The sequence below is a fragment of the Methyloligella solikamskensis genome (genome assembly GCF_042676065.1).
In the GTDB taxonomy this organism is placed as follows: Bacteria; Pseudomonadota; Alphaproteobacteria; order Rhizobiales; family Methyloligellaceae; genus Methyloligella; species Methyloligella solikamskensis.
Window position 1 is genome coordinate 2,390,122 of record NZ_JBHTJO010000001.1, and the last position, 12,603, is coordinate 2,402,724.

Genomic DNA, 12,603 nt, shown 5'->3' on the forward strand with positions numbered 1-12,603 from the left:
CCCGCCAGGTCCCCCGCGAAAATTCGGTGAGATGACCCACGCTATCCAATCAGACCCAATCCGTCGATCTGTCACTATTCCCGTCCCGCTGGAGGCCGCAGCGCGGATCGCCGCAGCATTGGAGGAGACCTGGCCCGCCCCCGATGCGGTCGGCCATTTCGAGACGGGTCCGGCGAGTGCCGAGGTCTTCGCCCATTACACGGAGACGCCGGATATCGGGCTGATCGAGACCATGGTGGATGCGGCGGCCGACGGCGCGGAGATCGGGCCGATTCAGGTGGAGGATATTGCCGACGCGGATTGGGTCACGATCTCCCAAGGCAAGCGCGGCAAGGTCCGCGCCGGGCGCTTCACGGTGCATGGCAGCCATGAGGCGGTGGCCCCGTCCCGCGGCGCTATCGAGATCGATGCCTCCATAGCCTTTGGAACGGCGCACCACGCCAGCACGAAAGGCTGCCTGATCGCGCTTGATGGGATCCTGAAACGGTATCGGCCGAAGCGCGTGCTGGATATCGGCACGGGGAGCGGCCTGCTTGCCATCGCGGCCGCGCGTTTCTCGCAAAGCCAGGTCATTGCCACGGACAACGACGCGGCGGCGGTCGGGGTCGCCGAAGAGAATGCGTTGCTGAACGGGACACCGCATATCGGGTTCTATGCCTGCCACGGCTTCGAGCATCCGGCCCTCGTTGGGCTGAGGGCCGATCTCGTCTTCGGCAACCTTCTGAAATCGATCCTGCTGGATCTCGTCGAGGGCTTTGCCAAGCACACGGCGCCGGGCGGTTTGGCGGTGCTGTCGGGCATCACGGAAGATCAGGCGGCGAGCGTTGAGGCCTGCTACCGGAATTTCGGTTTCGTCCTAAAGAAGCGCATCCTGCTGGACGGGTGGGCGATCCTGGTGCTGCAACGGCGGCCCGCGATTCCGGTCTTCGATTGATCGCCCGGCGTGTCCGGCTTACATAGCCGCCATGTTTCAAGACTTCGAAGACCTCGCGCCCAAGGGCGATACCGCGGCCAGAGTGACGGCGCTTCGCGCTGCCATAGCCGAGAACGGCGTGCAGGCGTTTCTCGTGCCCCATAGCGACGAGCACCAAAACGAGTTCCTGCCGGCCCATGCGGAACGGCTGCACTGGCTCACCGGCTTTTCGGGCTCGGCGGGCACGGCCATCGTGGCTGAGGACAAGGCCGTCCTCTTCGTCGACGGGCGCTACACGCTGCAGGCCCGCGCCCAGGTCGATACCGCACTCTTCGAGATCCTGCAGGTGCCGGGCCATCGCCCTTCTCACTGGATCGCCGAACATCTGAACGAGGGCGACGCGGTCGGTTACGACGTCAACCTCCATACGGTGAACGAGATCGCGCGTCTGTCGAAGACGCTGGAAGAGTCGGGCATCACGCTAAAACCGCTTGGGGCCAACCCAATTGATACGCTGTGGACCGACCGCCCTGCCCCGCCTGCCGGTCCGGCCTATCCCCATGGCATCGCCTTTTCCGGCAAGACCGCGGCGGAGAAGATTGCGGAGGTTCAGGAGAGCCTGACCCACGCCAAGGCGGACGCTCTGCTCGTCACCATGCTCGATTCCGTCGCCTGGCTGTTCAACATCCGCGGCTCGGACATCAAGCATCTGCCGGTGGTGATCGCGAGCGCCATCGTGCCGGTCGAAGGCCGCCCGACGCTCTTCATCGATCCCAGCAAGCTTGGCGACAATGTTCGCGGCGCGCTCGCCGACACGGTGGAGTTCCTGCCCCCGGCGGAGCTCGATGCGCGGCTCGAGGCGTTGGGGACTCAGAAGGCGAAGGTGAAGCTCGATCCTTCGACCACGCCGGCGCGGTTCGAGAACACCCTGAAGGATGCGGGCGCCGAGGTGCTCCATCGCACCGATCCCTGCGTCGCGGCCAAGGCGGTGAAGACCGAAGCCGAGATCGCCGGCGCTCGCGCGGCTCACTTACGCGACGGGGCGGCCGTGGTCCGCTTCCTGGCCTGGCTCGACGAGACGGCTGAGAGCGGGGAGATCGACGAGGTCCAGGCAGCCGGGAAACTCGAGTCATTCCGGGCCGATACGGGTGAGCTGAAAGAAATCAGTTTCGACAGCATTTCGGCCGCCGGACCCAACGGGGCGGTGGTGCATTACCGGCCCATGGCGGCGACGGCGCGGAAGCTGGAGCCGGAGAGCCTCTATCTGATCGATTCCGGCGCGCAATACGAAGACGGCACGACGGATATCACCCGCACGGTCGCCATCGGCCAGCCGACGCCGGAGATGCGCCGCCACTACACTCTGGTGCTGAAGGGGCATATCGCTGTCTCGAAGGCCCGCTTTCCGGAGAAGACGCGCGGCCAGGATCTCGATCCGCTGGCGCGGTTGCCGCTCTGGCAGGCTGGGCTCGACTACGACCACGGCACGGGACACGGCGTGGGCAGCTTCCTTTCCGTCCATGAAGGGCCCCAGCGCCTGTCGCGGACGGGCTCGGTGGAGCTAAAGCCCGGCATGATCCTTTCCAACGAACCCGGCTATTATCGAGAGGGCGAATACGGCATCCGGATCGAGAACCTGATCCTGGTGACGGAGCCTGAGGCCATCGAAGGGGGCGAGCGGGAGATGATGGGGTTCGAGACCCTGACGCTGGCGCCCTACAATTTCCGGCTGGTCGAGCCGATGCTGCTCAACTCCGAGGAGCTGGCCTGGCTCAACGCCTATCACGCCCGCGTGCGCGAGACCCTGGAGCCGCTGCTCGACGAGGCCGCGAAAAGCTGGCTCGCGAAAGCGACGGCGGCGCTGCAATAGTGTTCGATTTCTGGGCCAATCTGGTGTCGGCGATCGCCGCGACCCTGACCACTCTCGCCTTCGTACCCCAGGCGCTGCACATCATCCGGCACAAGGAGACCCGCGCGATCTCGCTGTGGATGTACATCACGTTTGCGAGCGGTGTCGCCGCCTGGCTCACCTTCGGCATCATGATTTGGAACTGGCCGATGATGATCGCCAACACGATCACGCTTTCCCTGGCGCTGGCGATCCTGGGGATGAAGATCCGGTACGGGTGAGGTTCCCTGGACCGTCATGCTGAGGTGCAGTGCGCTAGCGCTGCCTCGAAGCAGACGGGCCCCATCCTTCGAGGGCCGCTTTGCGGCCGCCTCAGGATGACGGCTTCCCATGATCGTCATCGCCGGGTTTGACGCGGGCATGACGAAGAGATGTTTGGCCTCAGGCGCTGCCGATCAGCTTCAGCCAGTCGTCTTCCGAGAGCACGTCGACGCCGAACTTTTCGGCATCCTTCAATTTCGAGCCCGCGCCAGGTCCGGCCACGACGATGTCGGTGTTCTTCGACACGGAGCCGGAGACCTTCGCGCCGAGCCGTTCCGCCGTGGCCTTGGCTTCGGAGCGGGTCATCTGCTCCAGGGAGCCGGTGAAGACCACGCGTTTTCCGGCGATGGGTGATGAGGTATCCCGCTGCTCCAGGGCTTGCGGCTCCACATATTTCAGCAGCTCCTCGACCACCTCGACATTGTGAGGCTCGGCGAAGAACTCGGTGATCGCATCGGCGACCGTCGTGCCGATCCCTTCGATATTGTCCAGCTCGGCGAAGGCCTCGCCCTCCTTATCGGCGGCGATTTCCTTCATGGCGGTCATGAAGCTGTCGATATCGCCGTAGCTCCGGGCCAGGAGCCGCGCGGTGATCTCGCCCACATGGCGGATGCCAAGCGCGAAGATGAAGCGGTCGAGCGGGATCTTGCGGCGTTCGTCGATGGCCTCGAAGAGATTGGCGACGGAGGTTTCGCCCCAGCCTTCCCGGTCCTGGAGCTTCGTCTGGCTCCGCTCATTCCGCTGCCTTAGCGTGAAGATGTCGGGCGGCGACTGGATCAGGCCCTGGTCATAGAAGGTCTGGATGTTCTTCTCGCCGAGGCCTTCGATGTCGAAGGCATTGCGGGAGACGAAATGCTTCAGGCGCTCCACCCGCTGGGCCGGGCAGATCAGCCCGCCGGTGCAGCGGCGGACGGCGTCGCGCTTGCCCGTCTTCTCGTTGACCTCGCGCACGGCGTGGCTGCCGCAGGCGGGGCAAGCTGTCGGAAAATTGTATGGTTTCGAATCCTTGGGCCGTTTGGCTAGCACGACGTCGACCACCTGGGGGATCACGTCGCCGGCCCGCTGCACGATGATCGTGTCGCCTTCGCGGATATCGCGCCCCTCGCGGATCTTCTCGCCCTTTGCGCCGATGCCGGCAATGTAATCCTCGTTGTGGAGAGTGGCGTTCTGCACCACCACGCCGCCGACGGTGACCGGCTCCAGCTTGGCGACCGGAGTCAGCGCGCCAGTGCGGCCGACCTGGATGTCGATCTCGCGCAAGATTGTCGTCGCCTGCTCGGCGGGGAATTTCTGGGCCACGGCCCAGCGGGGCGAACGGGAGACGAAGCCGAGCCGCTCCTGAAGCGCCAGGGAGTCCACCTTGTAGACGATGCCGTCGATATCGTAGTCGAGATCGGCACGCTCGCCCTCCACGTGATGATAGGTGGCGAGCATCGCTTCCAGGTCTTCGGCCAGGCGCATGAGGGGGTTCACCGGAAAGCCCCAGCGCTTCATGGCCTCGTAGACGCCCCATTGGGTGTCGGCGGGAAGCGAGGCGACCTCTCCCCAGGCATAGGCGAAGAAGGCGAGCGGCCGGCTGGCGGTGACCTTGGAGTCGAGCTGGCGCAGGGAGCCGGCGGCGGCGTTGCGCGGATTGGCGAAGAGCCGGTCGCCCTTTTTCTCCTGCTCCTCGTTGAGCTTCCGGAAGGCGGACTTGCTCATATAGATCTCGCCGCGGACCTCGAACGGATCGGGAAAATCCTCAGCGTCGACGGTTTGGGGAATATCGGAGACCGTGCGCACATTTGCGGTGACGTCCTCGCCCTCATAGCCGTCGCCCCGGGTCGCGGCCTGATGCAGCTTCCCGTCCCGATAGGTCAGGCTGATGGAGAGACCGTCGATCTTGGGCTCGGCGGTAAATTCCAGCGGCCGGTCCTCATCGAGATTGAGAAAGCGGCGGATGCGGGCGACGAACTCCGCCACGCCTTCATCGTCGAAGACATTGGAGAGCGACAGCATCGGCACCGTGTGGCGAACCTTGCTGAAGGCCGCGGACGGGGCGGCGCCCACCCGCAAAGACGGGCTGTCGGAGCGGACAAGTTGGGGGAACAGCGCCTCGATCGCTTCGTTGCGGAGACGAAGCTCGTCGTAGGCCGCATCGGAGATCTCCGGCGCGTCTTCCTGATAGTAGAGGCTGTCGTTGCGGGCGATCTCTTCGGCGAGCCGCTTCAGCTCCTCGGCCGCCTGGTCCTCGGTGAGATCTTCCGGCGCGAGGCGCGCGAGCTCATCGCCGCTCGTTCCTTCGTTCTTCTTCTTGGCGCTCATGGTCTCGCAATCATGCCCGCTCGCCCGCGCGGTGGCTCATGAGCCGCTCGGCGGCCGCGCGGGCCTCGTCGGTAATCTCCTGGCCGGCCAGCATGCGGGCGATCTCTTCGCGGCGATGGGCCCCTTCCAGATGGACGACCCGGGTCGCGACCGCCTCGCCCTGATCGCCGTCGACGGATTCCTTGGCGATGCGCAGATGACCGTGAGCCTGGGCGGCGACCTGGGGCGCATGGGTCACGACGAGAACCTGCACCTGATCGGCGAGGCGTGCCAGGCGCTCGCCGATGGCGGCCGCGGTCGCGCCGCCGACGCCCGTATCGATCTCGTCGAAGACCAAAGTGGGTGCTGAACCGCGAGAGGCAAGCACCACCTTCAGGGCCAGGATGAAGCGGGCCAGCTCGCCGCCGGACGCCACCTTCATCATCGGACCCGGCTCGGTGCCCGGGTTGGTCTGGACGTGGAAGGCGACCCGGTCGATGCCGCTGGGACCGCCCTGTTCAAGGGGAAGGCGCTCGATTTTGGTGATGAAGCGCGCCTTCTCCAGCTTCAGGGGCCCAAGCTCGGCGACGATGGCCTCGTCCAGCTTGGCGGCGGCGTCCTGGCGGGCATCGCTGACCGCAACCGCTTTGGTTTCAAACGCTTCGCGGGCTTTCGCCACATCTTGATTCAGAGCTTCGAGCCGGCTTTCGCCCTGCTCCAGATTCTCCAGCTCCTCCTCCAGCTTCTCGGTGAGGGCCGGGAGATCGTCCACCATGACCTTGTGCTTGCGGGCAAGCGCCCGAAGCGCGAAGAGGCGTTCTTCCGCCTGCTCCAGCTCTTCCGGCTCGAAGGCAGCCTCGGCCAGGCTGTGCTCAATGGTGTTGCGGGCGTTCTCCGTCTCCAGCATCACCTTTTCCAGCGCCTCGGCCACGGGGGTCAGGAGCGCGCTGGCGCTGTCGGCCTGGCGTTCGATCCGGCGGAGCGCCGCGGCAATCCGGGCCTGGGCCGTCCCCTCGCCTTCCAGAGCATCCAGGGCCTCGTTCAGCTCACCGGCGATCTTCTCCGCGTTCATCATGAGCGCGCGGCGATCGGCGAGGCTCTCCTCCTCGCCTTGCTGCGGGTCGAGAGCGCGGAGCTCCTCCAAAGCGTGGGAGACGAAATCGGCATTGGCACGGATGGTCTCGATCTCGCGGGCATGCTCTTCAAGGGCGTGCTCGGCGGCCTTCCAGGTGTCCCATCGCTTTCCCAGCTCTGCGACGTCTCCGGTGAGGCCCGCATAGGCATCGACGAGGTCGCGGTGGCCGCTCTGATCGATCAGGGCGCGGTCGTCGTGCTGGCCGTGGATCTCCACCAGCAACTGCCCCACCTGCTTCAGGAGCTGGATGCTCACGGTCTGGTCGTTGAGGAAGGCGCGGGTCCGGCCGTCGCTGTTTTGGACGCGGCGCAGGATCAAGGTGCCTTCCTGGGCGATCTCGTTCTCCTCAAGGAGGTCCAGCACGGGATGGCCAGGCACCGGCTCGAAGACGGCGGTAACCTGCCCCTGAGAGGCGCCTTTGCGCACGAGCGCGGCATCGCCCCGGCCACCAATGGCCAGGGTGAACGCGTCGAGAAGGATGGATTTGCCCGCGCCGGTTTCACCGGTGAGGACCGAAAGCCCCTCGCCAAAGACAAGGTCGAGCTTGTCGATCAGAACAATGTCGCGGATCGACAGGGAGGTCAGCATGGCTTGGCGTTAGGCCGGGTTGCCTTCACCCCGGAAGGTCTGGGTGATCCAAGAGCCAGCATGCTCGTGTGGGCTACGTCCCGCCTTCTGCAGCAGCGAATAGGACTTCTGGTACCATTTGCTGTTGGGGAAGTTGTGGCCGAGAACGGCGGCGGCGGTCTCCGCCTCATTCACGATGCCGAGCGCCAGATAGGCTTCCGTGAGGCGCATCAAGGCCTCTTCAACCTGCTCGGTCTGCTGATACTCGGTCACCACGTCGCGGAAGCGGTTGATGGCGGCCAGATAGTCGTGGTCGCGCAGATAGTAGCGCCCGATGGTCATGGAGTTGGCGGCCAGCAGGTTGCGCAAAATGAGGATTCGATTGCGAGCCTCTGCCGAATAGCGCGAGGTGGGATAGCGCTGAACCAGGGTCTCGTAGGCATTCAGGGATTCGCGCGCATTGGTCTGATCGCGCTTCGGATCCAGGACCTGATCGTAATAGGCCATGGCGATGATGTTCTGGGCGAGCGGGGCCTCGTCGGTGCCCGGATGCAGGGTCAGGTACCGCTTACCGGCAGAGATCGCTTCCGGATATTTGCCGTTCTTGTAGTAGGCATACGCCGACATCACGATGGCGCGGCGGGCCTCGGTGGAATACGGGTGGTTGACGTCGACGTCTTCGTATTTCTTCGCCGCGTCCTTCCAGTCCTGCTCGTTCAGCAGGGTCTCGGCTTCGCCGTAGATCACTTCGGGCGGACGGGAATCGCCGACCGGCTGTTCGGCCTTCTTACTTTTGAACGGATTCAGGCCGCCACCGCAGCCTGCCAGCATGACGGAGGCAGCCACGAGCAGCACGCCCGCACCAAGTGGCCTCAACGCCCGGGCTGAGAGCAGGTCACATCGCAAAGCCGATATCCCCCCGACCAAAAACTGCATCGAATCTCCTGCGAATTTTGGCGCGTTCGCTTTTACGAAGGGTGAACCATAACGGTCCGGGACCGCCAAAAGACGCCGAGAAGCTTACCCAAGCGGCGCATTATGGTGTTTTTTTGCCCGGAGCCTAAGATCAAGTCCCTTTTTCCGGACCTTCCATAGCAGATTCCGCGGGCCATTACGCAAGCAATCTCGATGGCGCTTTTGGGCTCCACCGAGATGCTTGGCGTCGGGCTACTGACGTTTAGCTTATTCTGCTGCGAAATTCGCGGCCGCGAGCTGCGGGCTGAGCTCGGCGTGGCGGACCTCGTGATGCCGCGGGGCATCGACCATGGTCCACGCATCCGGATCGGCCAGCAGAGCCTCCAGCACCAGGCTGTTTAGACGGTGGCCGCCGCGCACGGAGCGGTAAGCCCCCAGGATCGGCGCGCCGACGAGGGCGAGGTCGCCCACGGCGTCCAGAGCCTTGTGGCGCACGAACTCGTTCTCGTAGCGCAGGCCTTCGCGATTGATGATGCGGTCGTCGCCGATGGCGACGGTATTCTCAAGAGATGCGCCGAGCGCCATGCCGGAGGCCCAGAGCCGCTCCACATCCTTCATGAAGCCGAAGGTGCGGGCGCGGGCCAGCTCGCGGCGGAATGCGCCGGGGTTGAGATCCAGCTCCAGGCGCTGATGGCCGATGAAGCAGTTCTCGAAATCGATCTGGATGTCGAGGCGGAAACCGTTATGGGGAACCAGCTCGCCGGAGGCCGCGCCATCCTGGACACGGATCGGCTTCAGGACCTTGAGGAAACGGCGGGGTGCGTTCAGCTCCTTGAGGCCGACCTCGTCGATGGCCTCCACGAAGCGGGCGGCGCTGCCGTCCATGATCGGCACTTCGCCGTTGTCGATCTCGACGATGACATTGTCGACGCCCATGCCCCGAAGCGCTGCCATCAGATGCTCGACCGTCGCCACAGAGGCGCCATTGCCGTCGCTCAGGATGGTGCAGAGGGTAACGCCGGTGATCATACGCTGATGGGCGATGATCTCACTGCCCTCGGCATCTCCGTCGGAGATGAGGAAGCGGATGCCGGTGTCGCTATCGGCGGGAATAAGGAGGAGAGAAACCGGTGCGCCGCTATGGACGCCGATGCCGGTCAGCGAAACTTCGTTGGCTAGCGTGGTTTGCTTAGCCCCAATGAACCCCTTCATGATCCCCCGCAGATGTTACCTCTGTTTCCAGGTCCGGGGCCGTCCCCTGCCCCTCGATCGGTGACCTCAGCTTTGCGCTTATTGGGTCAACCGATCTCTCTAGTGGAAACCATACGGGGCGCGTGGGTGGGCTACAAATCACGCTTTCTTTCAATGTGTTACCAGTCCGGTAACCATGTAACACATTGATCGATAAGCCTTTTTCTCTCTCCCCTCAAACTCCTTCGTTACAATTAGCGCAGATCCCGCAGCCGTCAGTTGGCCTGACGGCGCAGGAATGCGGGAATCTCAAGCTCATCGTCAGAATCATGCGACTCAGGCTCGGGGCGATTCTCCGCTGCCGGACGCGGTTGCGGGCGCTGGGCCTGCTCCTCGCGCTGGGGCATCGGGGTCACCGGGGCCTTGGCCTGAGGACGCTCGGCTTGCTGACGCTCCCCTTGCGGGCGCTCCATCTGGGCGGCCTCGTGTTCCGGGGCTTTCGTCCGGGGCTCTTCGCCGCCAAAATCGGGCTCCATCTTCTCGCCGCCCTCTTCCTCGTCGCTGCCGGCAAGGCCGCGGCCGACGCCAGCAAGACGCTCCAGGAAGCCGACTTTCCGCTTGTGAGCCTCGAGGCCTTGCGCCGGATCCTCGCCGGAGCGGGCTTTCAGCTCCTTCTGAGCGACCATGGGGAACTCCTCCACATTGGGCATGCGGCGGAGGTTCCGCGGGCCGGAGGCCGGCGGTGCGGGCCGGAACTGCGGCTGCGGCGCGGCCGGCTTCTGCTGGCCCGTCTCCTGCTTGGGCTGAGCCGGGGCCGGACGGCGCTCGATGGTGACGTTGCCGGGAGCCTGCCAGACCGGAGGCTCGGAAGCCTCTTTCTTCTCCGCCTGGGGCTGCGGCGCGGCCGGCTTCTGCTGCTCCGCGGGGTGGAAGGTGCTCGGCGTGTTGCCAAGACCGGCCAGACGCTCGGTGAGGGTGGGCTTGTCCTCCAGCACCTCGGAGATCGCTTCCTCCATCTCGACGGGACCGAGACCGGTCGCCACCACGGAGACGCGGATGCGGCCGTCGAGCTGATCGTCGAAGGTGGCGCCAACGATGATGTTGGCTTCCTCGTCGGCTTCCGCGCGGATGCGGCTGGCCGCCTCGTCCACCTCGAACAGGGTGAGGTCGTTGCCACCGGTGATGGAGACCAGCAGGCCGTTGGCACCGCGCATGGAGACGTCGTCCAGCAGCGGGTTGGAGATCGCCTGCTCGGCGGCATCCACCGCGCGGCGCTCGCCCTCGCTCTCGCCGGTGCCCATCATCGCCTTGCCCATGCCGGCCATGATGGCGCGAACGTCGGCGAAGTCGAGATTGATCAGGCCTTCCTTCACCATCAGGTCGGTGATGCAAGACACGCCGGAGCGCAGCACATCGTCGGCCATGGCGAAGGCATCGGCGAAGGTGGTCTTCTCGTTGGCGATGCGGAACAGGTTCTGGTTCGGGATCACCAGCAGCGTGTCGACATACTGCTCCAGATCCTTGATGCCCTGCTCGGCGGAGCGCATGCGGCGCACGCCTTCGAACTGGAACGGCTTGGTGACCACACCGACGGTCAGGATGCCCTCCTCGCGGGAGGCGCGGGCAATCACGGGCGCTGCACCGGTGCCGGTGCCGCCGCCCATGCCGGCGGTGATGAACACCATGTGGGAGCCGGAGAGATGGGCCTTGATGTCGGCCATGGCCTCTTCGGCGGCTGCGGAGCCGATCTCAGGCTTAGAGCCTGCGCCCAAGCCCTCGGTGACATTGGCGCCCATCTGAATGCGGCGCTCGGCTGCCGAGCTGGTGAGTGCCTGGGCGTCCGTGTTGGCGACGACGAATTCGACGCCCTGCACACCCTTGGCGATCATGTTGTTGACGGCATTGCCGCCGGCACCACCGATACCGAACACGGTGATGCGCGGCTTGAGTTCCGTCGTATCTGGGACTCTGAGATTGATGGTCATGTCGCGGTTCCGATCCTCTCCGGTGTGAGGTGTGTCTGTCATCTCTGGCTCCTTCCGAAGCGACTGAAGCCCTTTCGCGCAAGAGCCGTTAAGTGTGACCTCGTTAAAAGTTGTCTCGGATCCATTCGCTTACCCAGGCGAAGTACCCTGTACCGGTACCGAGAAAACGCTGCTCTGCCCGGCTTGCCAGCCGGTCATCATCCCGCGCCCACTGGAACAGAAGTCCAGTTGCCGCAGAAAAATCGGGGCCGCCGCCGGTCTCCGGCGCGCCGGTCAGCTTGCGCGGACGGCCAAGGCGCACGGGACGGCCAAACATGTTCGAAGCGAGCTCGCTCAAACCCGTCAGCTGGCTTCCGCCGCCGGTCAGAACGATGTGCTGGGCGGCTTCGGATGCATGTCCGTTGGACGCGAGGCGCCGCCGCATTTGATCCAGAATCTCTTCTATGCGCGGGCGAATCATGACTGACAATTCGCCCTTGGTGATCTGATTGAGATTGCGATTGTGAACGTCTCCGACGGACGGGTACGTGATGATCTCGCATTCGTCGGATTCGGTTGCGAAGACGCTGCCGTGGAGCGTCTTGAGGCGCTCGGCATGCTCGATGGGCGTCGAGAGCGAGCGTGCAATGTCAGTGGTCATGCCGTAGCCGCCCATCGCGATGGCATCGACGTGAACCAGGTGGTCATCGGCGAAGACGGAAAGCGTCGTGGTGCCGGCGCCGAGGTCGAGGCAGGCCACGCCGAGCTTCGCCTCGTCATGGGTGATGACGGAGAGCGCGCTCGCGTACGGCGCCGCGACCAGGGTGGCGATGTTGAGATGGCACCGCTCCACGCACAGCATCAGGTTCCGCATGGCGACGTCGTCGGCGGTGACCGTATGGATATCGATCTTCAGCCGCTCGCCGCACATGCCGACGGGATCGTGAATGCCGGCATTGTCGTCCAGGCCGTAGCTGGTGGGCAGGCCGTGCAGGACCGTGCGGCCGTCGCGGCCGGCATACTGACGGGCACCGGCCAGGATGCGCATGATGTCGTCTTCGCGGACCACGCCGTTGGGCAGCGCGACGGAGGCGGAGAAGCTGTCGCTCTTCAGGCGGCCGCAAGTTACGGCGATGTGCACGTCCTCGACGGTGACGCCGGCCATGCGCTCTGCCTCGTCGACGGCGGAGCGGATGCAGTGCTCGGCGCTGTCGAGATGGACGATCAGCCCACCTTTCAGCCCTTCGGCACGATGATGACCGAAGCCCAGCAGCTCGAACTGCATGGGCTCGTTGGTTTCCAGCCAATCGGGGGCGGGCTTCGCCTTGGCGATCAGACACGCGATCTTGCTCGTGCCCAGATCGAGCACGGTCACGATGCGCGGTCGCCTTCCCCTATTTATGATTGGATGCCGCATCCAAGTCTTACCTGATCCAAAATGGCCCGATCGCAATCAGGCCGTGTC

At 64.7% G+C, this 12,603-nt stretch carries 9 protein-coding genes; 3 read left to right on the forward strand and 6 right to left on the reverse strand.

Annotated elements, in window-relative coordinates:
- The first annotated feature begins 31 nt into the window (after nucleotides 1-31).
- From ACFQ2F_RS11540 to ACFQ2F_RS11550, 3 genes are read left to right on the forward strand one after another with little or no spacing between them, the layout of a single operon-like run.
- The gene (locus ACFQ2F_RS11540; protein WP_379089988.1) at nucleotides 32-934 is read left to right on the forward strand and encodes a 50S ribosomal protein L11 methyltransferase; all 903 of its coding nucleotides are present in this window, start codon (nucleotides 32-34) and stop codon (nucleotides 932-934) included.
- Nucleotides 935-965: 31 nt separating this feature from the next.
- Nucleotides 966-2,783 (forward strand): aminopeptidase P family protein, encoded by a 1,818-nt coding sequence (locus ACFQ2F_RS11545; RefSeq protein ID WP_379089990.1) that lies wholly within the window; start codon nucleotides 966-968, stop codon nucleotides 2,781-2,783.
- Nucleotides 2,783-3,043 carry a SemiSWEET transporter gene (locus tag ACFQ2F_RS11550; protein WP_379089992.1) on the forward strand — a complete coding sequence of 87 codons (261 nt, stop codon included), beginning with the start codon at nucleotides 2,783-2,785 and terminating at the stop codon, nucleotides 3,041-3,043. The genes ACFQ2F_RS11545 and ACFQ2F_RS11550 overlap by 1 nt, the downstream gene beginning before the upstream one ends.
- A gap of 160 nt (nucleotides 3,044-3,203) precedes the next feature.
- Here the strand turns inward: ACFQ2F_RS11550 and ligA are convergent, their stop codons facing one another.
- The 6 genes from ligA to ftsA all read right to left on the reverse strand — a co-directional run bounded on the left by ligA (nucleotide 3,204) and on the right by ftsA (nucleotide 12,513).
- Nucleotides 3,204-5,387, reverse strand: a complete 2,184-nt coding sequence (ligA, locus tag ACFQ2F_RS11555; RefSeq protein WP_379089994.1) for an NAD-dependent DNA ligase LigA — start codon at nucleotides 5,385-5,387, stop codon at nucleotides 3,204-3,206.
- A 10-nt stretch (nucleotides 5,388-5,397) separates the two neighbouring features.
- Nucleotides 5,398-7,089 (reverse strand): DNA repair protein RecN, encoded by a 1,692-nt coding sequence (gene recN, locus ACFQ2F_RS11560; protein WP_379089996.1) that lies wholly within the window; start codon nucleotides 7,087-7,089, stop codon nucleotides 5,398-5,400.
- Nucleotides 7,090-7,098: 9 nt separating this feature from the next.
- Nucleotides 7,099-7,974: an outer membrane protein assembly factor BamD gene (locus tag ACFQ2F_RS11565; protein WP_379089998.1), complete on the reverse strand. Its 876-nt coding sequence runs from the start codon at nucleotides 7,972-7,974 to the stop codon at nucleotides 7,099-7,101.
- 276 nt (nucleotides 7,975-8,250) lie between these two features.
- Entirely contained in the window at nucleotides 8,251-9,195 is a 945-nt protein-coding gene (lpxC, locus tag ACFQ2F_RS11570; RefSeq protein ID WP_379090000.1) for a UDP-3-O-acyl-N-acetylglucosamine deacetylase, read from the reverse strand.
- Between the two features lie 254 nt (nucleotides 9,196-9,449).
- Nucleotides 9,450-11,159, reverse strand: a complete 1,710-nt coding sequence (ftsZ, locus tag ACFQ2F_RS11575; protein ID WP_379090694.1) for a cell division protein FtsZ — start codon at nucleotides 11,157-11,159, stop codon at nucleotides 9,450-9,452.
- A 103-nt stretch (nucleotides 11,160-11,262) separates the two neighbouring features.
- Entirely contained in the window at nucleotides 11,263-12,513 is a 1,251-nt protein-coding gene (gene ftsA / locus ACFQ2F_RS11580; protein WP_379090002.1) for a cell division protein FtsA, read from the reverse strand.
- Nucleotides 12,514-12,603: the final 90 nt, after the last annotated feature.